Annotated in this window: 16 protein-coding genes; 10 read left to right on the forward strand and 6 right to left on the reverse strand. The window is 70.7% G+C overall.

Annotated elements, in window-relative coordinates; translation table 11 throughout:
* Window positions 1-2 precede the first annotated feature (2 nt).
* On the forward strand, window positions 3-650 hold the full coding sequence (locus UA75_RS33315; RefSeq protein WP_157434358.1) for a hypothetical protein: 648 nt from the start codon (window positions 3-5) through the stop codon (window positions 648-650).
* A 682-nt stretch (window positions 651-1,332) separates the two neighbouring features.
* Window positions 1,333-3,126 (forward strand): hypothetical protein, encoded by a 1,794-nt coding sequence (locus tag UA75_RS21880; RefSeq protein WP_157434359.1) that lies wholly within the window; start codon window positions 1,333-1,335, stop codon window positions 3,124-3,126.
* 91 nt (window positions 3,127-3,217) lie between these two features.
* On the opposite strand, the gene UA75_RS21885 is transcribed toward UA75_RS21880, so the two are convergent.
* The 5 genes from UA75_RS21885 to UA75_RS33320 all read right to left on the reverse strand — a co-directional run bounded on the left by UA75_RS21885 (window position 3,218) and on the right by UA75_RS33320 (window position 13,328).
* Window positions 3,218-5,437, reverse strand: coding sequence for an NB-ARC domain-containing protein (locus UA75_RS21885; RefSeq protein ID WP_157434360.1), 2,220 nt, complete (start codon window positions 5,435-5,437; stop codon window positions 3,218-3,220).
* Between the two features lie 167 nt (window positions 5,438-5,604).
* Window positions 5,605-7,818 carry a thiamine pyrophosphate-dependent enzyme gene (locus UA75_RS21890; RefSeq protein ID WP_075741861.1) on the reverse strand — a complete coding sequence of 738 codons (2,214 nt, stop codon included), beginning with the start codon at window positions 7,816-7,818 and terminating at the stop codon, window positions 5,605-5,607.
* A 282-nt stretch (window positions 7,819-8,100) separates the two neighbouring features.
* Complete coding sequence (locus UA75_RS21895) at window positions 8,101-9,024, reverse strand: LysR family transcriptional regulator (protein ID WP_075741862.1); 924 nt, start codon at window positions 9,022-9,024, stop codon at window positions 8,101-8,103.
* 48 nt (window positions 9,025-9,072) lie between these two features.
* Window positions 9,073-12,735 carry a caspase, EACC1-associated type gene (locus UA75_RS21900; protein WP_075741863.1) on the reverse strand — a complete coding sequence of 1,221 codons (3,663 nt, stop codon included), beginning with the start codon at window positions 12,733-12,735 and terminating at the stop codon, window positions 9,073-9,075.
* A complete protein-coding gene (locus UA75_RS33320; protein ID WP_157434361.1) occupies window positions 12,732-13,328 on the reverse strand; it encodes a hypothetical protein in 597 nt (198 codons plus the stop codon). The genes UA75_RS21900 and UA75_RS33320 overlap by 4 nt, the downstream gene beginning before the upstream one ends.
* Before the next feature lie 156 nt (window positions 13,329-13,484).
* Between UA75_RS33320 and UA75_RS21910 the strand changes: the two genes are divergently transcribed.
* The 8 genes from UA75_RS21910 (at window position 13,485) to UA75_RS21945 (ending at window position 23,000) form a co-directional block, all read left to right on the forward strand.
* On the forward strand, window positions 13,485-14,465 hold the full coding sequence (locus tag UA75_RS21910; RefSeq protein WP_075744069.1) for an MBL fold metallo-hydrolase: 981 nt from the start codon (window positions 13,485-13,487) through the stop codon (window positions 14,463-14,465).
* A gap of 350 nt (window positions 14,466-14,815) precedes the next feature.
* Window positions 14,816-16,909 carry a UvrD-helicase domain-containing protein gene (locus UA75_RS21915; RefSeq protein WP_157434362.1) on the forward strand — a complete coding sequence of 698 codons (2,094 nt, stop codon included), beginning with the start codon at window positions 14,816-14,818 and terminating at the stop codon, window positions 16,907-16,909.
* The gene (locus UA75_RS21920) at window positions 16,906-17,406 is read left to right on the forward strand and encodes an HNH endonuclease (RefSeq protein WP_198042810.1); all 501 of its coding nucleotides are present in this window, start codon (window positions 16,906-16,908) and stop codon (window positions 17,404-17,406) included. The genes UA75_RS21915 and UA75_RS21920 overlap by 4 nt, the downstream gene beginning before the upstream one ends.
* Window positions 17,407-17,828: 422 nt before the next feature.
* Window positions 17,829-18,905 (forward strand): serine hydrolase, encoded by a 1,077-nt coding sequence (locus UA75_RS21925; RefSeq protein ID WP_075741865.1) that lies wholly within the window; start codon window positions 17,829-17,831, stop codon window positions 18,903-18,905.
* A 4-nt stretch (window positions 18,906-18,909) separates the two neighbouring features.
* The gene (locus UA75_RS21930; protein WP_075741866.1) at window positions 18,910-19,473 is read left to right on the forward strand and encodes an ArsR/SmtB family transcription factor; all 564 of its coding nucleotides are present in this window, start codon (window positions 18,910-18,912) and stop codon (window positions 19,471-19,473) included.
* A gap of 109 nt (window positions 19,474-19,582) precedes the next feature.
* Window positions 19,583-21,070: an alpha/beta fold hydrolase gene (locus UA75_RS21935; RefSeq protein WP_198042811.1), complete on the forward strand. Its 1,488-nt coding sequence runs from the start codon at window positions 19,583-19,585 to the stop codon at window positions 21,068-21,070.
* Window positions 21,067-22,356, forward strand: coding sequence for a sensor histidine kinase (locus UA75_RS21940; protein ID WP_083683457.1), 1,290 nt, complete (start codon window positions 21,067-21,069; stop codon window positions 22,354-22,356). Before UA75_RS21935 ends, UA75_RS21940 begins: the two co-directional genes overlap by 4 nt.
* Entirely contained in the window at window positions 22,347-23,000 is a 654-nt protein-coding gene (locus tag UA75_RS21945; RefSeq protein WP_075741869.1) for a response regulator, read from the forward strand. Before UA75_RS21940 ends, UA75_RS21945 begins: the two co-directional genes overlap by 10 nt.
* A 160-nt stretch (window positions 23,001-23,160) precedes the next feature.
* Here the strand turns inward: UA75_RS21945 and UA75_RS21950 are convergent, their stop codons facing one another.
* Window positions 23,161-24,717 (reverse strand): aldehyde dehydrogenase family protein, encoded by a 1,557-nt coding sequence (locus UA75_RS21950; RefSeq protein WP_083683458.1) that lies wholly within the window; start codon window positions 24,715-24,717, stop codon window positions 23,161-23,163.
* Window positions 24,718-25,137 lie beyond the last annotated feature (420 nt).

Below are 25,137 nucleotides of genomic sequence, written 5' to 3' on the forward strand. Positions count from 1 at the left end.
CCATGCTCGCATCGGTCGTGTCGGGAACATGGAGTTCGGCCCGGTTTCAGCAGATCGCCCGCGCCGTGCCGGACTCGGTCGAGACGAACGAGCGCCGTGTGCCGGGACGGCGGGGCAGGCCCCGTACGGCGACCACCGCCGGCTCTTTCCGAGCGGGAGTGGACCCGGACATCCTCACCGGGTGGCGAACCGCACCGGCACGGACGTCGATCAGCACCGCCACCATGACGCAGGCCGAGCCGAAGGGGACCGGACGTAGCGATATCGACGCACGCCGTGTGCACGCCGACGCAAGGTTGGCGGGCGGCCACGCGCGACGAACGCCTGCGGTCGGCGTGACGCCGTGGCTCGGGCCGCCCGCCGGGCGCAGGCTCTCGGCGGCCGCCAGCCGGCTGCGGAGCACGAAGATCGTCGAGCCTGCGGGGAGGCGGCGGATGCGTCGAGCCGCCTCGGCGATGTCGGAGACACGGCAGTCGATCGTGCAGCGCCCCGTGCAGGAGGCGACACAGGCGATGCAACCGGGAGGAGCGCGTCCCGGCCACGGCACGGGCGGGAGCACCGCGAGAGCCGACCCGGCGCCGGAGGCGATCGAGAACAGCATGGGTACGAAGTCGACGGGGAGAGACGGCGTGGGAGGCGCTGTGTTCTGACATGATTCGATGATCGAACACGTGTTCGATCATCGCAAGATATCGATCGAGTGGATCTCTGTCCGCTGTTGCCGTCATCGGCCCCACCAGCGACGAGAGAGCACGCAGGGTGCAGCACGAACACTCCGGCCACGCAGGGTCCAGGACCATCCGGCCCCAGGCCGGGAAAGGCGCCCACGGCGGCGACGAGCCGGGTCGAGGCCGACACCCACTCGACAGGACACGGCACCACGCTTCGCCGTCACCGGACGCACCCTGCCCACGAGAGGCATCGAGGCGCTCGAGCCTCGAAACCGAGGCGCATCAGCGTGCCTGCCGCGTCCGCGGCCGATCTCGGCAGACGACGGCGATCATCTCTCCGAGGCGGTCCCCGCCATGATCTCCTGCCTGTCAGGAACGTCGTGGCCCGAGGTACTCGTTCGCCACCACGATCGCCCCGCTGACCTGCGACGACTATCACAGCAGGTGCCGAGATGGTCATAGCGAGGTGGGCAACGCGGCGTGCGCGGGGACACCGAGACGTACCGGCCCGTTCAGAGACGTCCGCCGCCGGTCGAGCCGGAACGAAGCCGCCTGCGAGACGCAGGGAACAGCCGACCGACGCTCCGCATCACGGTAGCTTTGTCACCTTCGTCGGGTCACGGGAAAGCGTCGCGGACCGCGTGCACGTCAAGGAGGTCGGATGAGGCGTGGAGTCCGCCGCCACACGCGTCGAGACCGCCTGCACGCTGACCGCTGGGACACGGTGCGGCCCGAGCGCCGAGTGCTCGCCATCACGCGAAACGTCACCACCGTCGACCGACTCCTGGACGTGCTGCCGCTGTTGTCGGCAGATCGTCGGATCGAGATCTCCTTCACCGTGAACCACGGCTCCGCGTTCGAACCGGGACTGCACGAGTTCCTCAACGACATCGGTGCAAAGCTCCGCCCCTGGTCGGAGGCCGTTCGCGAGGATTTCCACCTGGCGGTGGCCGCCAACGTCAATGCGGGAATGCGGGGATTGCGCTGCCCGTTGATCGTGCTGCCGCACGGCGTCGGCTACAACCGCGTCGTGCCCTCGGCCACCGGCGATCACGTCTCACCGACCGGCCTGTCCCGGCGCGAGCTGATGCACCGCAGAAGGCTGATCCCCTCGGTGATCGGGCTGTCCCATCCCGAGCAGCTCGATCGGCTGGCCCGATCCTGTCCGCCCGCGCTCGCAGCGGCTCGGGTGATCGGAGATCCCGCACATGACCGGATGATCGCCAGTCTGCCCCGACGCGATCGATATCGGCAGGCGTTGGGCCTGACCACCGGGCAGCGGCTCGTGGTGATCAGCTCGACCTGGCACGATCAATCCCTGTTCGGCACCTGGCCGGACCTGCCGGACCGGCTGACCGCAGCACTGCCGATGGACGAGTATCGCGTCGCACTGGTCCTGCATCCCAACATCTGGTCCAAGCACAGTCCGTTCCTGGTGCGTTCCTGGCTCCGCAACGCCATGGACGCCGGACTGCTGGTGATCCCGCCGACCGACGGTTGGCGAGCTGCGCTGATCGCCGCCGACTGGGTGATCGGCGACCACGGCTCCGTGAGCGTCTACGGCGCGGCCCTCGGCCGTCCCGCGCTGCTCGCCGCCACGGGCGAGGGCGAGATCGCACCCGGTGCTCCGACCGCGACGCTGGGCCGAGGCCTGCCGAGGCTGGACCCGGCTGGCGATCTCTTGGGGCAGTTGCAGGAACTGGCATCCCGACACCGCGCGACCGAGCAGCACGCGCTCACTGAGACGGTGCTCACGGCGCCGGGGTCGGCGCATGCCGCGCTACGCAGCACCTTCTATGAACTGCTGGGCCTGTCCGAGCCTGCCCACGCCGCCCGATGCCCCCCGATCGGATTACCTCAGCCGGAGGCCGGGGAGCCTCCGACGGCGTTCCTGGTCGACGCCACGGCCCCGGACGCGTCAGGTGTCGTGACGATGCACCGCTATCCGGCGCTGCTGGACGCCGAACAGCCCGGCGGGCCGGTCGACCCGATGCTCGTGGTGGAGGACGACGAGGCCGATCCTCGGCTGCACCAGAGCGCGGACCTGGTGGTGAGCCGCAGCCCGGTTCCGACGGACGAGGCTGACGAGCGGGCAGCCGAGCTGGCGGGGCGTCATCCGGGGGCACGGGCTGTCGCGGTGACCGTGGCCGACGGCGGCGGCTGCCTGATCCGATCCGACGACGGCCGCACCGCGCTGGTGCATGATCGGAGTTCGCCCGGTGGCGTGCTCGATCCCGTGCTGACGGCGGCGGGCTGGATCGCCGCCTGCTCAGCGGCGACAGACCCGCCTGCGGAGTGGGGCATCCGCCTCGGCACGAGGGTTCGACTGCTCGCAACGGGCTCCCCCCCCCGGACGCTTTCACCCGGGTCGGCTGTCGACGGGCCTCCCGACACTCCTCCGCCAGAGTCCGCCGCCGATCCGCTCGACGGCTTGGCGGTGCCGCCGAGCAGTTGATCGGCATGGCCTGTGTCTCGGTGCGGACGGACCGCGAACAGTCGAGCAGAACGGACCGCGGTCGATTCGGCCAGACCGGTCCGCAGGCAGGTCACTGATCGCCGACCTCAGGCTCTCGCGCCGACGACGCGTCCGCAGCGCGTCGGGCACCTCGGGCGCGGTGGCGCTGCTCGGCCGACGAGGGCATCGACGTCGAGTCGATGGAACTCGCCGCCAGCTCCTCGAGCCGTCGACGATGCACCTCGGCGGCGGCGGTGTCGCCGAGTTCGGAACGAATCTCCCCCGCCGCGCGCCGCGCCTCTGCCTCCCGCCGAGACAGCCCGAGCGCGCTGGCGGATGCCGCAGCCGCCTCGAACTCCGCGACCGCCGCTGCCGACCGCCCCAGCTCGCGCAGCGTATGTCCCAGCATGATCCGCAGCTTGGCCGCGATGGACCCTTCTCCCTCTAGTCCCTGAATCCGTTGCAGGACCCTCGTCACCTCGTCGACCGCCTCGTCGAGGCGTCCACAGCCGTACAGCGCCTCGGCCAGGTGATATGTCTGCACCGCGACACCGTGTAGATCCTCCGCTGCCGCGTTGGCCGCCTTCGTGCGGCGGAACACCTCCACGGCGTCGGCGAACCGTCCCGAGGCACAGTGCACCAGCCCGGTCGACTCCAGCACGGCGGCCTCCACCTGGGCGTGCCCGGCGGATCGAGCCGCGACCAGTGCGTCGACCAGTTCGCGCCCTGCGGCGTCGAGTTCGCCGAGTTCCAGACGTGCCCGGCCGAGCTGGTTGTGCATTCGCGCCAGCGCCGCGAGATCACCACACCGCCGGGCCGCCTCGACGCCGAGCCGGTGTGACTCGATCAGGTCCGCGTGATGTCCCCGTTCGTGGTAGAGCTGCCACAGCGCCTCGCAGAACTGCCAGACCGCCTCGTCCATGCCCAGCCGGTCGGCGAGACGGACGGCCGAGATCAGGTTCACCCGTTCCTGATTCAGCCACTGCCAGGCCCGGGTTCCGTCGGCGAACACTCCCGCAGCGCCGGGTTCGGGACGGGCGAGCCGCAGGCGGGTCGGCGCCATGGTCACGTCGGCGGTCTGGACACCCAGCAGATACCAGGCCACTCCCCTGGCCTGCGCGGCCGCACGCTCCGCAGGAGATCCGTCGGCCGTCGCCTGTGCTGTGGCGTGCAGCAGGACCAGGGCATGGAACCGGTACCGATCCTCGGCGATCTCGGTGAGCAGGTGAGCCTCGCACAGTTCTTCCAGCGCGTCGTCGAGGTCCGGCTCCGCCAGCTCGGTGAGCACGGCGGCCACCTCGACGCCGAAGTCGGCACCGGGATGGTCGGCCAGCCGCCGGTACGCCTGCCGCGCCGTCGGCGACAGCTCCGCGTAGGCGGAATCGAGGTGGGCCTGCATGGTGACCTCCTCATCCGACGCGCCGCCGAGCAGTCGGCTGCCCTCGGTGAGCCGAGCGATCAGCCGTGGCAGGGAGCTGCGGCGCCGGGCGGCGAGCCCTCGACCCGCCACACAGAGCGCGAGAGGGAACCCGCCGCAGAGCCGGACGAAGTCACCGAGCTCGTCCGGACGCAGGTCGGGGCGGATCGCACCGAGCAGCTCTCCGACGAGGGCGATCCCGGCGTCCTGACTCAGCGGCGGGACGGGCAGCGGGCGCGCTCCCCGCACCACGAGGCCGCTCAGCTGCCGACGACTGGTGATCAACACCAGCCCCGTGCCGGAGGCGGGCAGCAGCTGTCTCGCCTCCGCGGGCTGCAGCACGTCGTCCAGTATCAGCAGGACCCTCCGGTCCGCCGTCCTGGCACGGTAGGCGTCCAGTCTGGCGCCCAGGCCTGCGGGCACCGCCTGGCCCGGCACGCCGAGGGAGCGAAGCAGGATGCCGAGGACGTCGGCGACGTCGACGCCGCCCCGATGGCGCAACACGCCGAGGTCCACGAACAACGTGTCATCGAACAGATCGCGATGTCGTCGAGCCCAGTGCACCGCCAAGGCCGTCTTGCCGACCCCGCCCGCGCCGTGGATCACGACCGATCGAAGGCGATCCCGCAGGGCGTGCTCGGCATGATCCGACAACAGAGCCAGCTCCGCCGCCCGATTGACGAAGTACGGCGGGTCCAGCGGCAGCCTGCCCGGTCGTTCGAGGGTGACGACCGGTGTGTGGAAGTGGACGTGACCGATGCTCCCCGCCTGAACGACCTGACCGGCGGCGGACCCGTCGATTCGGTTCGCGGCCGAGCCGTCCGGGCTGCCGATGTCCGACTGCTGCATGAGCACCGCCTCCGCACCGAGGATCACGGCGGTTCGCCCGCACAAGATCGAGACTGCTTACGGTGACGATCAATCTACGCCACGAATCCGAGCGGCGGAGCGCAATCAAGGGTCTGCAGGCGACCGGCGCAGGTCGGGGCGCGGCCGTCGTCACGCCGCGCACCCTCGATTCGCCGCGATCATCCGACCCGCCGAGGCCGGACGGGCCTCGATCAGGCCAGCATGTCCAGCGCGGCTGCCTCGATGGTCGCCTCGTCCACCAGCACCCGTTCGGCGGCCCTGCCGAGTGGAATGAAGCTGTCCTCGCTGGTCACGCGTCGAAGCCGCCCGTGGAAGCCGTGGTCGACGAGCGCGGTCACGACCCCTTCGGACACACCCCCGCTGCGCCGTGTCTCGTCCACCACCAGGACCCGGCCGGTCGCCTCGGCTTCGGCCACCAGGTCTGCGACCGGCAGCGGCGCCAGCCAGCGCAGGTCCACCACGCGCGCCCCGACGCCCTGTTCCGCCAGCCGGTGGGCCACCCGAAGGCTCATCCGCAGTCCGTTGCCGAAGCTGACCAGGGTGAGGTCCGGGCCGTCGCCATAACGGCGGGCCCGCCCGATCGGCACCGCTCCGGCGGGGCTCGCCGGTACCGGATACGGCGCCGCCCAGGCACCGTCGCCGTCTTCGTACAGGTCACGAGTGTGATAGAGCGCGATCGGCTCGAGGAAGACACACACCGCGCCGTCGACACGAGCGGCGGCGACGCAGGTTCGCAACATCGCGGCCGCGTCATCCGGCCGAGACGGCGAGGCCACCACCAGGCCGGGCACGTCCCGGAGTGCCGCCACCCCGTTGTCGTTGTGGAAGTGCCCGCCGAAGCCCTTCTGATAGCCGTAGCCCGCCACCCGCACGACCATCGGGTTCCGGTACTGCCCGGCGGAGAAGAACCGGAGTGTCGCGGCCTCGCCTCGGAGCTGATCGGCGGCATTGTGCAGGTAGGCGAGGTACTGGATCTCCGGGATCGGGAGCAGGCCTGCGAGGCCCGCACCCAGTGCGGTGCCCAGCACGCTCTGCTCGTCCAGCAGCGTGTCGAAGACCCGGAGCCTGCCGAATCGCTGCCGCAGCCCCTTCGTGACGCCGTAGACGCCGCCCTTGCGCCCGACGTCCTCACCGAAGACGAGCACGCCGTCGTCTGCGGCGAGCAGGTCGGCCAGCGACCGGTTGACGGACTGGGCGAGGGTGAGCGGGCCCTCCGACTCCGGGAGTCCGTCCGGAAACGCCGCCGCGCGGCGCGCGACGGGCGCCGCCGACGCCGCTCGCCGCGCCGTCTCCGCCGCACGCGGCAGAGCAAGGGGACGGACGATCTCCGCCGCCGAGGTCAGCTTCGGCAGCGTGACCGCCTCCGCCGCGACCGCAGCGACCTCGGCCCGCAGCTCCTCGTAACGGTCGAGGAGCCGACCCGGCGTGACGACGCCCGCGTTCACCAGCAGGCGGGCCGTGCTGGTCACCGGGTCTCGTGCGTGGTCGGCCAGGATCTCCGTCCGGCTGCGGTACCCGGACTCGAGGTCGGAGCCCGCGTGACCCATCAGCCGCACCGTCGACAGCCGCAGGAACACCGGACGCCGCTCGCTGCGCACCCGGTCGACGGCCGTCCTGGCGACCTCGAGCGCGGCAGGCAGGTCGGAGCCGTCCGCCTCCAGGTACTCGAGGCCGGGGCGGTCCCGGTGGCTTCGGCCGATCCAGCCTGCCGGGGTGCGAACGCTGATCCCGATGCCGTTGTCCTCACAGACGAACAGCAACGGCAACGGCACGCCCTGGTAGGCACAGTGCATCGCGGCGTTGATCGCCCCGGTCGCCGTGGAATGGTTGGCCGACGCGTCGCCGAGACTGCAGACGACCACCGCGTCCGAGGGCCGGTCGGTCGCGACGCCGATGCTCTTGGCCCGCTCCAACGCGAAGGCGAGGCCGACGGCACGCGGCAGATGCGAGGCGATCGTGGAGGTCTGCGGGATGACGTCGAGATCTCGGTTGCCGAAGACCTTGTGCCTGCCGCCCGAGATCGGTTCCGCCGCTGCCGCCACGACGCCGAGCAGCACGTCCCGCAGCGGGCGCTGCCCCGGCACCTGGGCGGCGCGCTCCAGGTAGAAGGCGCCGGAACGGTAGTGCAGCAGTGCGGGATCGGTCGGCCGCAGCGCGGCGGCCACGGCCGCGTTGCCCTCGTGACCGGACGATCCGATGCTGTAGAACCCCTGGCCCGCCGCACCGAGGGCGCGCGCGGCGAGATCGAGGTGCCGACTTCCGGCCTGCGCATCGAAGAGGCTGAGCAGCCGAGTACCGGTCACGCCAGGGTGGCCGGGGATCGGCGCGTCCGGGTCGACGGGGTCGACGGCGGCAAGCCCCGCGATCTCGGTCAGGAAGTACTCGTCCACCGGGTTCTTCGTCACACGCACCCCTCGCGCAGGCCGGGCCGGATCTCGACGGCCGCGCAGCCGCTCGGCGAGCGGTGGCCGTTCTCCACTCCAGCATGGTCGCCGCAGGCGACGCCGTCCAAGGGTCCGCAGCCGACCAATCGGTGGGTCTCAGCCGCAGCAGCCCTTCACTGTCCGGCGTGTCGAGGCGCGGTCGTCTGCCGACCGGGGTAGCGGCGGGCCCCGTGTCGGACGACGGCCGGGCAGTGGCCCGCGACGACGAGCCCGGCGAAACGGACCCGGCGGCTACCGGCTGGCTCAGGAGTGCGCCTCGTGCAGCACGGCACAAGGCAGTTCCGCGCTGACCTGTGCCAACCGCTCCAGCATCAGGGGAAGCAGCGGGTTGGTGTTGCCGGGACGGAACAGCGCCAGCACCCGTCGACACGGCTGCCAGCCGACCAGGCGCAACACGCGCAGCGACTCGTCGCTGATGGCCAGGCCGGGCAGCAGGGCAACGCCCAGCCCGCGCGCGACGAGGTCCCGGACCACCCCGTAGTCGTTGCTCCGACACACGATTCTGGGCACGAAGTTCGCCGAGGCTGCCAGCCTGGTCAGCGCCCGCGCGCCTGCGGTGTCCTCCCTGGTGCAGATCCACGCGTCGTCAGCAAGCTCGCCGATGCCGATCTCCTCCTGCCCGGCGAGGCGATGATCGGCGGGCACCGCCAGTCCGAGCACCTCGGTGAAGAGCTCGACGCGGGACAGCTCCACCGGCCAGGACCGGGGGTCGAGGTCATATTCGAAGACCACCGCCGCGTCGAGCGTGGCGTCCAGGACCCCGGCGAGCACCTCGTCCGGTTCTCCCTCGTCGAGATGTACCTCCGCACCGGGCCGGTCGGCCACGACCGCGGCCAACGCGGCAGGCAGCACTCGCGCGTTGGCCGTGGCGAAGCTGCCGATCCGCAGCCTGCCCCGATCGCCGACGACCATCGCCCGCACCTCGCGTTCGAGCTGGTGCAGCGCCCCGAGCGCGTCCCGGCTGCGCACGGCCAGCAGGTCGCCGACGGCGGTGCTGCGGACCGACCTCGCCGACCGCTCGAACAGCGGAGCACCGACGGCCCGCTCCAACAGCATCATCTGCTGCGACACCGCCGAGGCGGTGTAGCCCAGCGCCCGCGCGGCCTCGGCGAACGAACCGGTGCGCACGCACTCCTGCAAGGTCCGCAGGTGGATGGGGTTGAGCACCCCGAGGATGCTACGGACGCGAGCCGTCGGAATCGGCGTGTGGGGCGGCTACAGGACGGGACGATCGTCGAAGAGCCGCCACGCGGGCAGGCGCACGGCCGTCCTGCCCTGTTCGGCGTCGGTGAGCAGGGCGAGCCGGGCAAGTCCGGCCTGAAGGTGATCGGCCGCCGCCTCGGGTCCGTGTCCCCGGTCGAGGGCCACCGCGATGCTGCCGCCGTCCCGCACCACCTCGGCGTCCACCGGGTAGCCGCCGAGTACCTGCCGTAGTCGCGGAGTGCCCGGTTCGGACCTGAGTCGCTCATACATCAGCTGCATGAGGTCGTCCAGCGACTCATCGGGCGTGCCGCCGGACTGGTCCGACTCAGCGACGGCCGAGAGCTCCGCCGCGATCCCCGGCCTGTCCCGCCAAAAGGATCGGTCGCCGACCACGAGGAGGTTGGCCTTCGCCCGGCTGATCGCCACGTTCCACAGGGTGTGCTCCGCCTCCAGCCACGCCGTCGTCGTCGACTTCATCAGCGGCCCGGCGACCAGCGAGAAGACGATCACGTCGCACTCGCCGCCCTGGAAGGTGTGCACGGTGCCCACCCGGACGCGGGAGTATGCCGTGAGCTGCTTCTTGAGCAGAGCCGTCTGGCCTGCGAAAGGCGTGACGACGCCGATGGTCGCCTCGGGCGGCAGCCGGCGAAGGAGGTAGTCGACGGAGCGTTCCACCATGGACGACTCCGCCCTGTTCTGCCAGGACCCGCCCGCAGACCGGGACGGCTCACCCGGCGCATCCGCCCAGATCACGGCCCGGCGATCGGCGAGTCCCCGAAGACGCCGAACGTCGGTCCGCACGTCCAGGCCACCCCGATAGAACCGGGTGTTGATCAGTTCGGCGATCACCGGGTGGCAGCGGTAGTGCTCGTCGAGCAGCAGTGCCCCGCCCGCGGCCCGTTCCAGCGCGGCGAAAGCCGAGTACCGGTGATAGGCCAGCTTCCGCTCGTCGAGCCAGGAAGAGCGAAGCCCCACGGCTCGCCGGATGTCGGCCTCCGTGCCCGCTTTGAGCGTGGTCACCGGCTTGAGCTGCATCGCGTCGCCGATCACCAGGGCCCGCCTGGCGCGGAAGAGCAGCGGCAGGACGGCGGGGATCGAACACTGGCTCGCCTCGTCGATGATCACCAGGTCGAACAGCCCCGCCTCGGTGGGGAACCGGCGTGCGCTCAGGGCCGTGACAGCCCAGCCACGAACGTGCTCGACCAGCTGGGCCACCTGACTCCAGTCGCTCCGTTCTCCCGAGGCGACCGTCTGCAGGAGATCCTGAATCTGTCGTCGGCCGGTGACGGCGTCGGTGGCGACCACCGCCGCCAGCAGTTCCCGGGAGGCCGTGCGGACGGCGTCCTCGCGACAGGCAGCCTCGGTGGCCAACGAATCGTCCTCGGCGAACGTCGTGGCCTGTTCTCGTGCCGTTCGTAGGCGGAGTTCGACCTCCACGACCTCCGCGAGCAGCTCGCACGTCGACGCCGTGGCCTCGCCCCGCCAGCCCAGCGCGCGCAGCACGCGCCGCCTCCGCAGGCCAGCGAACCATCGGGCCCCGGCCGCCTGCCTGGCTCGCACCGCCCATTGCTGCGGTCTCGCCACCGCGTCCAGCAGGCTTGACAGTGCGGGGACGTCGATTTCGAGCCGGTCGAGGAGTTTCCTGCGTCGCATCGACAACGTCAGCAGCCCCTGCTCGGCCGCCGCCTTCGCCCCCAGCTCACCGATGACCTCCGCGAGATGTGCCGAGGCGCGGCGCAGTTCGGCGCGGGCCGTCGCCGTGCTCGTGGCGCCCCGCTCCAGGCTCGCCAACGCCGTGAGGCTCTGCTGTTCACACCGTCGTTTCTCCTGGCTCCCGGTGCGGACGATCGAGTCGGAGACCAGTTCCTTGCAGCCGTCGGCCACCTCGTCGACGGCGGTGTTGTTGCTGGAGGCGACGAGGACCTTCTCGCCGTTGGCCAGCGCCGTCGCCACCACGTTGACCACCAACTGGGTCTTGCCGGTGCCTGGCGGCCCGGTCGCCACGGTCAGTTGCCTGCTCATCGCGGCTTCCAGGACCCGCCGCTGCGCCCCGTTGAGTGGCTTCGGCGCGACCACGTCTCCGGTGAACGGAGCTGCCGCGACCGGTGGCTGGGCAACGTCCGGCCACAGCGCGCCCAACGCAGTCCCGGCGATCTTCGGCACAGGACCGAGTTGGGCGAGGTCCTTGTACAGCCGGCTGTTCGGATCCCATTCCGTGCGCTGGAGGTACAGCACGGCGGCGTTGCGGGCGCCGTCGCTGGGGACGCGTAGATCGATCCGGGGATCGAGGTGGCCGGGGCGCAGCTCCTGGACGCACTCCAGCTCGAAGTCGTGCATCAGGTGGTGTCGGATGTCCTTGACCAGCTGAGACTCCATGCCCGGCTGCCAGGTCGGCCGGTAGGTGTCCAACAGCCGATCGGCATCCTCCGCACCGAGGACCGCTTCCGCCAGCCCGCGATGCGGCAGCACCGGGCCGGAAGGCTTCAAGCGGAGACCGGCGTCCGAGGGCACCACCTCGACCTCGCGAATGAACAGCGGCGCGAACATCGGGGGTCGCAGAGCTCGGCCGTCTCGTGACCGCAGGAGGGCGACGGCGGGATAGCCGTACCAGAGCTTGTCTCGCTCTCCCGCCTTCGCCACCAGATCCGCCGCTGCCGAGGACAGCGGGATCATCTCGTCCTCGTCGAGCCTGCCGGTGAGAATCCGCTCGGCACCGGTGAGACAGACGGAGCGGCTCCCCACCTGGTCGACCCGCAGCAGGTCCGGCTCGACCTCGGACAGGGCGAGACAGTCCTGGTAGTACTCGAGCAGCTTCTTCCCGCTGCCTTCGTCCGGCTCCCCACGAGTCTTCCCGGCGCCCGTCGCCGAGCGGCGCGCCGAGCCACGGGGAAGCGGCGGCGCGGGAGCCAACGCGGGCCCGCGATAGGCCTTGGCGAACTCGATGACCCCGTTGACGTGCAGGGTCGAGGTCATCGGCGTCTGTACCGGAACGACACCCCGCATCTGCTCATCGACCCAACGACGCAGCTCGTCGACCGTGACCCTGCCGTCGCCGTCGAAGTCGGCCGACCCGCTACGCAGCGCGTCGAGGATCTTCCCGGTGAACACCGAGGGCAGCACTCGGCCCGCATCGCTCCTGCCCTGGAAGGAGGCCTCGGTGGCGTCGGAGGACGACAGAATGTAGACGGCCCGGCTGGTCAACGGGCTCCCCCGCTGCGACTTCGCGTGGCTGGTGGCGAAGTCCAGGGCGAAACCGCCACTGTGACAGCAGTCGAGGATCGCGACCTTCTGCCGGGCCCGGCAGAGTTGCAGATGATCATTGACGTAGGAGGCGCCGACCGAGGTGATCGTCAGCAGATCCCCCGGTTCGGTGTCTGCCGCGACGAAGTGGAACTCACCCTGGGCTGTGGTGCGCACGCCGTGCCCACTGATGTAGAGCAGCGCGAGGTCATCCGGGCCGAGGGGACCGAGGAAGTCCTCGATCGTTCGCCGCATCTCCGGCGCCGAGGCGTCGAGGAGGACCCGCACGGAGTCGAACGCGCCGATCGCGGGATGTTCCAAGAGCGGCGCGAGCTGCTCGACGTCGGCCCTTGCCGACGGCAACGGCGCGAAGTCCGGGCTCGAGTGCAGCTCGGTGCCGATCAGCAGGGCGTGCCTGCGCGGCGGGCCACTCACGGGGCGTCCTGGTCGAGCCAGCGGGCCAAGACCCGTTCCTGCGACTCGTCGAGGTCACCGGGAATTTCGATGAAGGACTCGCCTCGAGTGATCCGGATCGTTCGATCGCGCCCCTGCCTGGAATGCCAGGCGCGAATCTGTTCGACGACGATCCGTCCGGTCGTCTGTGTGACCGAGGCAAGGAAGAGCCAGAGCGCGGCATCGGCGATCACGGCACCGCCCTTGGCACCGTCCGGTTCGGCAGCGGGTTTCTCCGCAAAGCGTGCCTCGACGCCGTCCAGTCGCTCGAGTTCCACACGAAGCGACCTCAACAGGCGTTCGACGATCAGCGGACTGTCGTCGGAGGTGAGACGCACTTCTAAGCTCGGATTCACGACGGACACCGAAGGCACCGCACCTTTCCCAGATGAGCCACGGCAATGGCATTGAACTCGCGGAGTGATAACGCGCGACGCAGCGGTCGGCGGCGATCGCGGGATGTCGAGTAAGAAATGGTACGCAGCGCCGACGACCGGATCTCTCGCAGGTCGATCTCGACCAGAGAACACAGAGCCGACAAACGCGACATGCCGAAGAAATGGTTTCGTCGTCAATTATCTCCGTCGCCCTGTCGTCGCCGTGGTGATCGGGCGGCCACTCCGCCTCGGTCGGCATGACACTGCACTCCGGGAGATCAGGGTCGACGATGAGGGATGAACACCGGGTCGACCCGGATGGACGATGCCCCTGGCCGTGTGAGGCTGATGCGCATGATCAAGAGCACCTCGGCCGCCGTCGCACGGCGGCGCGCGCCTCGGTCGTTCGCCGACCGGGTGACCTCCCCGCCGCCCGGCACGAAGGACATGCTCCGGCTCTTCCTCTCCGGAGGTCTGCGCACGCCTGCCGGGGCGGGCGACCGCATACCCGTGCTGCGCAGGGGCCTGCCCGCGATCGAACCGGGCGCGGCAGGCATCACCTGGGTGGGACATGCGGGCTTCGTGCTCCGCATCGGCGGGGCCTGCGTGCTGACCGACCCCGTGTGGTCGACCCGGATTCCCGGCGTGTCTCGGCGGTTGACGCCCGCGGGCCTGGACTGGTCCCAGCTGCCTCGGGTGGATGCCGTCGTGATCAGCCACAACCACTACGACCATCTCGACGCGCCGACACTGCGACGCCTGTCCAGGGACACGCCGATGCTGGTGCCTGCCGGGCTTCGCGGCTGGTTCGTCCGGCGCGGCTTCCGGACGGTCGTCGAGCTGGACTGGTGGGAGTCCGCCGACGTCGCCGGGCTGCGGTTCGAATTCGTCCCCGCGCACCACTGGAGCCGTCGGCGGCTCTTCGACACGTGCCGGAGCCTGTGGGGCGGCTGGGTGATCGAGCAGCCGTCGGGGCATCGCCTGTACCACGCGGGCGACTCCGGCTACGGCCACTGGTTCACCGAGATCGGCCGACGTCACCCTGATCTCGACGTGGCGATGCTGCCGATCGGCGCCTACTCCCCGCAGTGGCTGTCGCAGCACTCCCATCTGAACCCGGAGGAGGCGGTGCAGGCCTTCGACGACCTCGGTGCACGGCGGATGGCCACCATGCACTGGGGGACGTTCGCGCTGAGCAGCGAGCCGGTGTGTGAACCGATCGAGAGGGTGCGTACCGCCTGGGACGCCACGGGCCGCGCGCGCGACGATCTGTGGGACCTCGCGGTGGGGGAGAGCCGGGTCCTGCAGTCCGAACCGGGGCGCGAGACGGCCTGAGATGCGATCCGGCCCGGCCGCACGATGGATCGAGGCGCCTGCGGACTCTCGGGGTCACCTCGACGACCGGTCCCGCCGAGCGACCGGGCCGCACTGGCCGACGCCGGAGATTCATCCTGCCGTCGCGGTGCTCACCCCGATGCACTCCGGCCGCGCGCCTCGACCGGCCGCGAACGCGTGCCCGCATCGGGGTGTCCCGGCGGCCGTACCAGCAGAGCCATTGTTGATCAGCGTTGACTTCGATCAACGCTGACACTATGGAGTGAAATGCAGTGACTCTCGATTGCAGAAAGTCACCATCGCGCCCGCCCAATGGGTCGGCTCACTTGGCCGTCCGAGTGAGGCCGCTGATGTTGATCGCTTTCGCGCACACTCGGCACTACGGTCGGCACCGGGTGCACGCTGACGCGGGGGTGATCCGATTGGCAGGCAAGGCGCAGGACGCTCAGCTGCGACGACTCATGGCCCGGCTTGCCGAGCTGAGCATCCATCACCCGCCCAGACCCGCCTGGCAACGCCGGGTGCTGAGCGCGTTCCTCGCCAGGTACGCGCTCGGCTGGCGGCTGCTGCTGCGGCGGCAGCCCGAGGCTGGCCGCGCCGACGCACTGCTCATCGGTCCGGCCGGAGTCTTCGCCGTCGTCTTCGCCGCGGAGACCGCCGAACCCGCCACCGGAGACCGCAGCAGCCGCCGTCTCCCGCCCGGGTCCCCCCGCGAGCAGGCCTCGGTGGCCCGCCATGCGGAAGAGGCGATGGCGGGCATCCCGGTCCTCGGTGGCCGCAGACTCGCGGGCGCGGCGGTCCGACTGGTGTCGATCGCAGACTCGGCCGCCGTCGACCCGCCTCGATCGACCGGCACGCTGCTCAGCCTCGACGAACGCACCCTGGACAGGCTCTTCACCACGGACTCGCCCCGCCTCCGACGCGCGGAGGTGCAGCAGATCGCCGAGGAGGCCGCCCGGCGCCTTCCCGACCACGACCTGGTCTCGATCGTCGACGAGGCGCCCGCGCCCGAGTCGGATGCGCTGTTCGATGCGGACACCGCCCACGAAGCAGCCAGGAGCAGGGCCGTCTCCGGCCCGTTCGCCTCCTGGCTGACCTTCCTCGACTCGCGGCAGATCGCCCTCGTCGAGCGGGTCTACTCCGGTCCGGCACGGATCAGCGGGCCTGCCGGAACCGGGAAGACCGTGGTCGCGCTGCACCGGCTCGCCCGACTCGCGCGACGCTCACAGGGCAGGCTGCTGTTCACGACCTTCGTCGCCTCGCTGCCGAAGGTCCACCAGCGGTCCTTCGAGCAACTGGCCCCCGAGGTGGCGGACCGAGTCGAGTTCGTCAGCCTGCACCGGTGGGCTCGTCGGCTGCTCGGCGAGCGGGGAAGACCGCCGACGGAGGACCAGTCTGCCGTCGAGAACAGCCTCGCCAGGGCCTGGAGCCGGCTTCGCGCGGACGGACTCGAATCGCTGGCGCCCCTGGGCTACTGGCGGACCGAGATCGATCGGGTGATCAAGGGCCGAGGTCTGACGTCGCTCGCGCAGTACCAGGGGGTGCATCGGCGCGGCAGACGGGTGGCCCTCACTCCGGATCAACGTGCCCAGGTCTGGGCTCTGTACGAGCAGTACCAGCGCAATCTTCTCGATCACGGTGTCCACGACTACAACGACCTGCTCTCGGCCGCGTTAGCGGAGATCCGTCGACGACCGTTGGACCCCCCGTATTCCGCCGTCGTCGTCGACGAGGTTCAGGATGTGGTCCTGCTGGGACTGCGTCTGCTCCATGCCCTCGTCGGTGATCAGCCCAACGGCCTGCTGTTGGTCGGCGACGGACAGCAGCAGGTCTATGCAGGCGGGTGGCGGCTGTCCGATGCGGGCATACCCGTGCAGGGCAGAGGCGAGATCCTGCGCACCAACTACCGGAACTCCGCCGGGGTCGTGGACTATGCCAGGAAGGTCGACGCCGTCAATCAGGTCGACGACCTCGACGGCGCGGCGGGTTTCGCCCTGCGTGACGTGGTGGTCGCGCATCCGGGCGGCCGGGTCGACCACTGGGCCGGGCCAGACCATGACTTCGACCCGAATCTCGTCGCGGCAGTGCGCGCGATACCGATCGACGACGCGGGTGACGTCGCCGTGCTCGCGGCCACCGTCGCGGAGACACGCCGGATGTTCCGCGCCCTGGCCGATGCGGGCATCGCCGTCTCGCACCTGGATCGCTACGACGGCACCCAGACCGACACGGTGAAGGTCGGCACCGTGCTGCGGGCGAAGGGACTGGAGTTCTCCTCGGTGTTCTGGGCACTCGGCACGGTCGGCGACGTCGGACTGGGCGACCAGGTACGACGCGAACGAGCCGAGCAGGCGGAGCGGCAGCGTCTGGTGGCGGCGACCAGAGCACGCGACTACCTGTGGGTCGGTCGCGTCACCGCCGGAGACGGACCGAGTGCCGCATGACCACGATGCGCAAGGGCGGTTCCTGCGGCAGGTCTCGACGGCACCGCAGCGTGCGTGAGAGGTTCTCCGTCGGGAAGGGCCGCCGCCGAGAGGATGCCGACAGCGTGACGGCGCGACTCCGCCAGTCCAATCGCGCGGACCGCCTTCGTTCTGTGCTGGATCGAGACGGCCCGACCTGCATCTGGTGCGGCCGCGAGTTCTCCTCGATCCGCCTGCCCACCACGGATCACCTGGTTCCTCGAGTCAAGGGAGGTCCGTCGTGGCTGGAGAACGAGGTGGCGGCCTGCGGCCGCTGCAATCGCAGCAGGGGGCACATCAGCCCGGTCGACTGGCTGACCGACTGTGAGCAGCGCGGCTGGCGACCCGACGCCAAGCGGGTGCTGCGCGCCCTGACCGCCTTCGCCCAGGCCGTCGCCGAGCGCGGCGGCCAACGCCGAGCCCGGCCGTATCTCCAGGGTCAGCTCCGCAGGATGCAACGCCGCTTCCCCGCCTGTTGAGGACCCGCGTCGAGACCTGTCTCGTGCGCGCGGGCTCGGCGTCGGCGGCAGGCCTCGAGCACCTCGAGCGCCTCGACACCGAATGTGCGCACCGGGACGCCCGCCTCCGACGCGACACCCGCGACAGCACACCCGGCCGTGGCCGCCGGTCGTCGGGCCCGGACTGGCTGGTCGGACGCAGGCGGCGGCGCAGTGGAGGCGGAGGCACGGGCCGCTGTCGTCTCGGCCGGATCACCGCAGCCTCGCCCCGTTCCGTCTTTCCCATCCCGCACCGCGCGTGTCCAGCACGCTCGACGACGAACATCCGACCTGGTCAGCAGGCCGCATCGCCTTTCGCGCGCCGCCACCGTGAGCCGAACGGGTGACGCCCCTGCTACCCTTCCTCCAGAATTCCGTAATTACGAATCGATGGAGGCTCCCGTATGCGATGGCAACCGTTCCTGCTGTCCGGCCTGCTGCTGTTCGGCACCGGATGCGGCGCGAGTTCGGCGAGCACGCCGCCGTCCGCAGGCGCCGACTCGCCGGTGGAGTCGACGTCCTCGGCGGCGTCCACCCCTGGCGAGGACCTCGACTGGTGGGCCTATCTCGCCGAGAACTCCGAGTCCGTCGGTCTGGTCTTCGACGACGGGCGGGGGACCACGTGGTCCACCGGGGCCGACGAGCCGAAGCCGTTCGCCTCGACCCGCAAGATCCTGCATCTGGCCGCGTACTCGCTGGCCGTGGCCGACGGTGAGATCGACCCGGCGTCGACCGTCACGCTGGGCGAGTGGGAGGCCTACTACCTGGAGGGAACCGACGGCGGTGCGCATCCCGCCGCCCTCGAGGAGTTGGGCATCGACCCGGCGGACAAGGACCAGGAGGTGCCCATCGACGACGTCGTCCACTCGATGATCAAATTCAGCGACAACACCGGGACCGACCTGCTCCGCGACCGCATCGGCGACCAGCGGATGCTCGACGCCGCCGCGCGCATCGGCTGGGAGCCGACCGAGCTGCCCAACTTCCTCGGCGCCGCCATCGCACTGCTCATGCCCGAGCACGCCGACGAGGGCCACGACGCGCTCGCCGAGCGCTACCTCGCCGACGAGGAGTTCCGCTCGGCTGTCCTCGAGCAGAAGCTGCCGAACTGGGACGAGCAGGTCGCCTGGGCCGAGGAGCTCGGGCGGGTGGAGCCTCGACACATCGACGAGCTGCACCGCCGACTGGTCGAGGACGGGCTCGGCGAGCAGGCCGCTGCCGAGATCGCGGTGCCCCACCTCTCCTGGACCCAGTTGGAGGGCGTGACCGCCAAGGGCGGCAGCTTCCCCGGACAGCTCTCCGACAGTTGGGCGCTGCGGCACGACGACGGCACCCTCTCCTCGATCACCTTCGTGATCACCGGGATGTCCATGGAGGACTGGGGCGCAGGTCTGGGCGGCGGCCATCAGATGGTGATCTACGAGGCGCTGCAGGATCCGGAGGCGGCTGAACGACTGCGTGAGGCAGTTGGCGCAGAATGACACGATGACCGACATCGAACAGCGAGTGGCCGAGCTGGAGGCCAGGGTCCTCCGGTTGGAGGCCGAGCTGTCCGAGGCAGCACCGGCCGACGTCCCAGGTCCGACGGGTCGCGGGAACGGTGCGGGCTCCACCGCCGAGGGTCCGTCGGCGGGCGACACTCCGGACCAGGGCGGGACGGCCGAGCACTCCTCCGGGGCTCGAGGCGTGGTCGGCTACCAGGGCGAGACGGACTGGGCAGGCGGCGTCCACTGGCAGATCGTCTTGAGCGCCGAGCGCGTCATGTCGCTGCCGCTCCCCCCGGCCGCAGGGGTGCTCAGCGCACTGGGGCACCCCGGCCGGGCGGCCATCGTCCGCAGGCTGTTGGCATCGTCGGCCACGGCCGTGGAACTGCAGGAGAGCGCGGGCCTGAACTCGACGGGCCAGTTCTATCACCACCTGCGCACCCTCACGGGGGTCGGACTGGTCGAGCAGGACGGCCGAGGGAGCTACCGGGTGCCGCTCACCCGGCTGATCCCTGTCGCCGTGCTGTTGGTGGCGGCCAGTGACGTCGCCGGATCGCTGCGGTGAGGCCGGCTGCCCCCTGCCTGCCATGCCCTCGCCGGCGGGCAGGCGGGGGGGGCGGTTGTAGGGACAACGTCGATGCGCGATCATGCGGACGAGCGGCAGGGTCATCGTCATGTTTCCGATCCTCGGCAGACCTGTCCTCGGCGGCCTTCTCGTCGCGCTCATCGCGGTCGCATCCTGCGGAGCACCGGCATCCCCTCAGCCCGAGGCACCCGCAGCGCCGCGCCCGGCGACGGCGCTGCCTGCCGGGCTCCCCTCCCCCGCAGGGAACCTGGACTGGCAGGAGTGTGCTGAGTCGCAGGCGGTGCAGTGCGCCACGCTCGACGTCCCGGTCGATCACGCCGTTCCGGCCGGAAGACAGATCAGTCTCGGCCTCGCGCGGCTCCCCGCCCAGGACCCGACACAGCGACGCGGCACGATCATCTTTCATCCCGGCGGACCCCAACCCGCGCTGCCGTTCGTCATGAGGCCGGACGGGCGAGAGCGGCTCGCCGAGCTCACGGCCTGGTTCGACGTGGTCACCTTCGATTCGCGCGGATACGGTTCCAGCACGCCGATCTGCGACGACGCCGCAGCGCCGCCGATCGGCGCCCTACTCGACTCGGCGACGGCGTATCGACGGAATCAGGCCGCCGTCGGCCGATACGGCGAAAGCTGCGTGGATCAGGACTCCGAACTGGCCGCGAACGCCGATGCCGAGTCGGTCGCCCACGACATCGACGCGATCCGCGTAGCCCTGGGCGAAGAGAAGATCACCTTCTACGGCAACTCCTACGGCACGGTCTTCGGTCAGGAGTACGCCGAGCATCACGGCGATCGACTCGACCGGATCTACCTGGACAGCGTCCTCGACCACACCTCGTCCTACGAGGAACGCATCGCAGCAGGTGCACGGCACACAGAGAACCTCCTCCACGGTGCCGCCGACGCCTGTGATCGGGATGAGGCGTGCGCGCTGCACGGCCGAGACGTCCTCGCGGTGTTCGACTCGGTGGCGGCGGCCGCCGACTCGGCGCCGCTGCCCGCCGGTCCGGACCGGACGCTGAACGGGTTCGCGGTCCGGCTGGCGGCAGGCCAGGCTGCTCGGGTCGGCCACCAGGTACTCGCCGAGGCGTTGGTTGCCGCAGCCGATGGTGACGGCACGAGACTGGCCGAGATGCTGCCGCCGACGGAAGGCTTCGACGCAGACTCCGGACAACTGACCTACTGCCTCGACTTCCCGGTGACCCCGGACGACTGGGCAGGTCAGTCGGCGATCGCCGAGCAGATCCGAAACGATGCCCCCCGAGTCGGCTGGCTCGACCCGACAAAGGAGGCCTGGCGCTGTGCAGGCTGGCCGGTGCGGGACGTCAACCCACCCGGTCCGCCCGCCGAGACGGCGGCGCCTGCCGCGTTGATCGTGAACTCCACCGAGGACCCGGCCACCCACCTCGACGGGGCACACGCCGTCGCCGGGTCGTTCCCCGGCAGCGTGGTGCTGCCCTATGCGGACTTCGCGCACGCCGTCTATCTCGGCGGAGACCCCTGTGTGCGCGACGCGGTGCACGACTATCTGCTCGCGGGCACGCTGCCGATGCCGGGCACGACCTGCGCGCCGTGACCGCCGGACCCGCCGACGCACCGGCAGCGCGACGGCGCCCATGGACGTGGCCGTCGCTCCGGCACGGCGCACGCCTCGTGGTGTGCGACCCGTTGTTCGCCGTCCTCGGCGGGCTGACCGGGGCGGCGACCACGACGACGGCCCTCGCCGTCCTGTTCATCGTCCTCCGACCCGACCCGGTGATCATCACGCTGGCACTGGCCGTGCTGCCTGCGCTGCTCCGCGGTCTCCTGCGAGGTGAACGACTTCGCATCGGGCTGTTCACGGGCCAGGCGATCCCGACACCGGCGCAAGCGCGCCGGGATGAGAGCCGACGGACCAGGGTGCTGCGGTATCTGGCAGGCGGAGTCAGCGGGCGCGAGGTCGGCTACCTGCTGCTCATGTGTCCGCTGGGACTGGGCGGCCTGGTGGTGTGCTTCCTGGTCTGGTCCTGGTGCCTCGGGGTGCCTGCCCCATCGGTGTGGGCGTGGGCGATCGAGATCATGACGTCGTTCGGCGTCGACCTGTCGCGGATTCCGCCGCCCTCCTCGTGGGCTGCACTGCTGATCGCCCTCCCCGGCGCCGTCCTGCTCGCCAGGGCGATCACCATCGGACAGATCGCAGCGGCACGGACGCTGCTCGATGCCGAACATCGGCGACGCTTCACAAGCCGGATCGAGGAGCTGACGGCGGGACGAGCCAGGCTGCTGGCCGCGCAGGCGGCGGAACTACGCCGGATCGAACGTGATCTGCATGACGGAGCGCAGGCACGACTGGTCGCGCTCACGATGCAGCTGGCATTGATCGATCGATCCCTGCGCACAGTGGGCGAGCAGGGCGAGCAGGCCCGAGCACGGCTCGACTCCGCCCGGACGACCGCGTCGACGGCGCTGACCGAACTACGCGGCCTCGTCCGAGGCATTCATCCGCCCATCCTCACCGACCGAGGCCTGGAGCCCGCGCTGGAGGCGTTGGTCGCCGATCATCCGCTGCCGGTGGAACTGAGCGTGAGCCTGTCCCGCAGGCTGCCGCCCGCAGCGGAGTCGGCGGTGTACTTCGTGGTGGCCGAGGCCCTGTCCAACAGCGCGAAACACGCGAGTGCCTCAGCCGTCACCGTGGGGCTGTGGGCGGGCCGGGGCAGGACGGTGACGCTGCGGGTGGCCGATGACGGCGTCGGCGGTGCCGACCCGACGGGACCCGGCCTGGCGGGGCTGACGGATCGGATCACGGCGCTGGACGGAACACTCTCGGTGGACAGCCCGCCGGGCGGGCCGACCATCGTGGAGACGAGACTGCCGTGCGCATAGTCATCGCGGAAGACCTCCTGCTGCTCAGGGAGGGACTGGCCCAGATACTCGCCGCCGAGGGGCATCAGGTGGTCGCCGCCGTCGAGGACGCTCCGGCTCTGATGTCGGCGGTCGGCACGCTGGCTCCGGATCTGTCGATCATCGACGTCCGGTTGCCGCCGGGGTTCCGCGACGAGGGACTGCGGGCCGCCGTCGCACTGCGCAGGCGGCTGCCCGACACGCGGGTGCTGATCCTCTCGCAATACGTCGAGCGCGCCTACGCCGCTGAGCTGCTCTCCGACGGGCGGGGCGGGGTGGGCTACCTGTTGAAGGATCGGGTCGCCGACCTCGACGAGTTCATCGCCACCGTCGAACGCGTCGCGGCGGGGGGAACGGCGATGGACCCCGAGGTGGTGGCCCAGCTCCTCAACCGCAATCGGCGTGATCCGACTGTCCACTCGCTCACTCCGCGAGAACACGACGTGCTCGCCGAGATGGCCGAGGGCCGGTCGAACACGGCGTTGGCCGCGCGGTTGCACCTGTCACTGGCCTCGGTGGAGAAGCACATCCGCAGCATCCTGACCAAGCTGGATCTCCCGCCCGACCAGGACACTCATCGCAGGGTGCGCGCCGTGCTGGCCTATCTCGATCATCGCAGGAGATGACCGAGGCGAGGCGTCACGTCGAGCCTTCCGCCCCCAACGTCCGGGGCCACCGACCACGGTGGTGCGGCCGAGACGGTCGCAGCTGCCGAGACGGCTCCCCCGAGAGCGCACTGGGCCGCCCGGCGGCGGTCGCCGGGCGGCCCGTGCGAGCCGTGGTCGATCAGAGCCGGAAGTCCAGGTCGGGCTCGATCGTCGCGACGTCCATCTGCGCCTTCTGGAGCTTCCCGGAGAAGTCCCAGTTCAGCGACTGCCAGCGGGTGAACTGGTCGAGCACCCAGATGCCCGACTGCCTGCTGCCGTTGCCGGAGCGTCCGTTACCGCCGAAGGGCAGGTGCGCCTCGGCACCAGAGGTCGAGTTGTTCACGCTGACCATGCCCGCGCCGATCCCGGCCCGGAACCGGAACGCCGTCGCGGGGTCCGTGGTGTAGACGCTGGCGGACAGCCCGTAGCCGGGACGGTCGGCCAACTCGAGGGCCTCGTCGAAGGTCCGGTAGGTGGTGACGCCGACCAGCGGGCCGAAGGTCTCCTCCAGAAACACCTGGTCGTCGGGACGGACACCGTCCAACAGCACCGGGTGATAGAAGAGACCGGCCGAGTGATCGCCGACGAATCCGGTACGCGGGGCGGCGTCGGTGATCCGACCGGTCGCGGTCGAGCCGAGCACCGTGTGGTGGTCGGCCACCCAGCCGAGCAGGCGCTCGTAGTTGTCGGCGAACTTCTGGTCGAGCATCGGGCCGTAGAGCACGTCCTGGCGAGGATCGCCGACGACCGCGTTCTCGACCGCCGTGGTGAGCCTGCGGACGAACTCGTCGTGCACGTCGACGTGGGCGATGATGCTGCCCAGCGAGGTACAGCGCTGACCTGCGGTGCCGAAGCCGGAGAACAGTGCGCCCTCCACCGCCAGGTCCAGGTCGGCGTCGGGCGCGATGACCATCGGGTTCTTGCCGCCCAGTTCCAGGCACGCCGACTGGAGGTGCCTGCCTGCCAGCTCGCCGACCTTCACTCCGACGGCGCTCGAGCCGGTGAAGCCGATCTTGTGGACCGTGCCCTCCGTCAGGGCCTGCTCCAGGCCTGCGAAGGTGTTCTCGCCGTCGGCGTACACGAGGTTGAGCACTCCGGCGGGGACACCTGCGCGCCACGCCAGTTCCGCAAGCGCCCGAGCGCTGGCCGAGGCGTACTCGGCGGGCTTCCACACCACCGCGTTGCCGCACAGCAACGCGGGAACCAGGTACCAGGACGGCACGGCGACGGGGAAGTTGCCCGCCGTGATCACCGCCGCGACGCCCACCGGCACGCGGAAGGTGAAGAGCTGCTTGTCCGGCATCTCCGAGGGCACCGTCTGCCCGTAGAGCCGCCTGCCCTCGCCGAGGAAGAAGTCGGCCGTGTCGATGATCTCCTGCACCTCGCCGAGGGCCTCGGCGAGCGGCTTGCCGATCTCGCGAGTGACCAGTTCGGCCAGCGTCTGCTTGTTGGCCTCGACGAGCCTGCCGAACGACGCGATGACGCGACCGCGCACCGGCGGCGGCACGGCCGCCCACTCACGCTGGGCGCGCTTCGCCGACCGGGCCGCGTCCGCGAGCGTCGACGGCCCGCCCAGGGTCACCGTGGCCACCACGTCGTCGAGCCGCGACGGGTTCCGGGACAGGTACTCGCCGCCGCCCGGCCCGGTCTCCTGACCGTCGATCACCGAACTGATCACCTTCGCGGTGGATGTCACCGATGCGCTCCTTCGCTTCTTCCTGGGCCGACGACCGGTTCTCGGCCGTCGCTGCCGCCGGGGCGGGGAGTCACCGACCACGTCGAGTCTGCCCGCCGCCACGCTCCACGAGAGCGTGCCCGGACCTCGTGCTTCCTGTCGAGTCGCATGGGGGGCCGGACCGCCGCCGCTCGACAGGCACGCACGCCTCCCCGAGTCTGCCTGGCCGAGCACGACGCGGGGAAGACGACACAGCGCGGCTGATGCCTGTCAGGTGCCTAAGCAACGCTGGCGCTGGCCTTGCAGCGACGGGGCTCGGTGCAGTTCCCGCAGCAGGTCGTCGGGCCACTCCCCGGCTCCGCCGCTCGACCCGGCTCGGCGGCGCCTCCGAGCAGGCAGTGCCCGCCCGCTGCGGTCACCGGTCAGCCCGCCCAGTCGACT

The sequence above is a fragment of the Actinoalloteichus sp. GBA129-24 genome (assembly GCF_001941645.1).
Taxonomy (GTDB): domain Bacteria; phylum Actinomycetota; class Actinomycetes; order Mycobacteriales; family Pseudonocardiaceae; genus Actinoalloteichus_A; species Actinoalloteichus_A fjordicus.

Excerpts from the sequence above, each read along its gene's own strand:
- UA75_RS33315 (WP_157434358.1), top strand. The coding sequence starts at position 3 with ATGCTCGCATCGGTCGTGTCGGGAACATGGAGTTCGGCCCGGTTTCAG.
- UA75_RS21880 (WP_157434359.1), top strand. The coding sequence starts at position 1,333 with ATGAGGCGTGGAGTCCGCCGCCACACGCGTCGAGACCGCCTGCACGCT.
- UA75_RS21910 (WP_075744069.1), top strand. The coding sequence starts at position 13,485 with ATGATCAAGAGCACCTCGGCCGCCGTCGCACGGCGGCGCGCGCCTCGG.
- UA75_RS21915 (WP_157434362.1), top strand. The coding sequence starts at position 14,816 with ATGTTGATCGCTTTCGCGCACACTCGGCACTACGGTCGGCACCGGGTG.
- UA75_RS21920 (WP_198042810.1), top strand. The coding sequence starts at position 16,906 with ATGACCACGATGCGCAAGGGCGGTTCCTGCGGCAGGTCTCGACGGCAC.
- UA75_RS21925 (WP_075741865.1), top strand. The coding sequence starts at position 17,829 with ATGCGATGGCAACCGTTCCTGCTGTCCGGCCTGCTGCTGTTCGGCACC.
- UA75_RS21930 (WP_075741866.1), top strand. The coding sequence starts at position 18,910 with ATGACCGACATCGAACAGCGAGTGGCCGAGCTGGAGGCCAGGGTCCTC.
- UA75_RS21935 (WP_198042811.1), top strand. The coding sequence starts at position 19,583 with ATGTTTCCGATCCTCGGCAGACCTGTCCTCGGCGGCCTTCTCGTCGCG.